This is a genomic window from Shewanella sp. AS1 (assembly GCF_021412565.1).
In the GTDB taxonomy this organism is placed as follows: Bacteria; Pseudomonadota; Gammaproteobacteria; order Enterobacterales; family Shewanellaceae; genus Shewanella.
Window position 1 is genome coordinate 1 of the sequence record NZ_JAKCLJ010000131.1, and the last position, 281, is coordinate 281.

Here is a 281-nt window from a genome sequence, read left to right on the forward strand (position 1 = left end):
GGTCTTCATCTATGCCAGCATGTCCAAGATCAACTACCCCGCCGAGTTCGCCGAATCCATCGCCGCTTACCAGCTCGTGCCCTACTGGGCCTTGCACCCGATGGCGCTGCTGATGCCGTGGCTCGAGCTGATCAGCGGCGTCCTGCTGGTGGTGGGAGTTCGAACCCGTGCGGCTGCGGCTGCTGTCGGCGGGATGCTGGCTGTCTTCAGCCTGGCGGTTCTGCTCGCCCTCTTGCGTAGTACCCCCGCCGGATGCGGGTGTTTCAGCTCGGTGGAGGAGC

Annotated in this window: 1 protein-coding gene; it reads left to right on the plus strand. The window is 64.8% G+C overall.

What is annotated here, in order from left to right; all coding sequences use genetic code 11:
- Nucleotides 1-281, plus strand: a 281-nt coding sequence (locus LZP69_RS16375; protein ID WP_234201747.1) for a MauE/DoxX family redox-associated membrane protein, incomplete at both ends; no start/stop codon positions are given.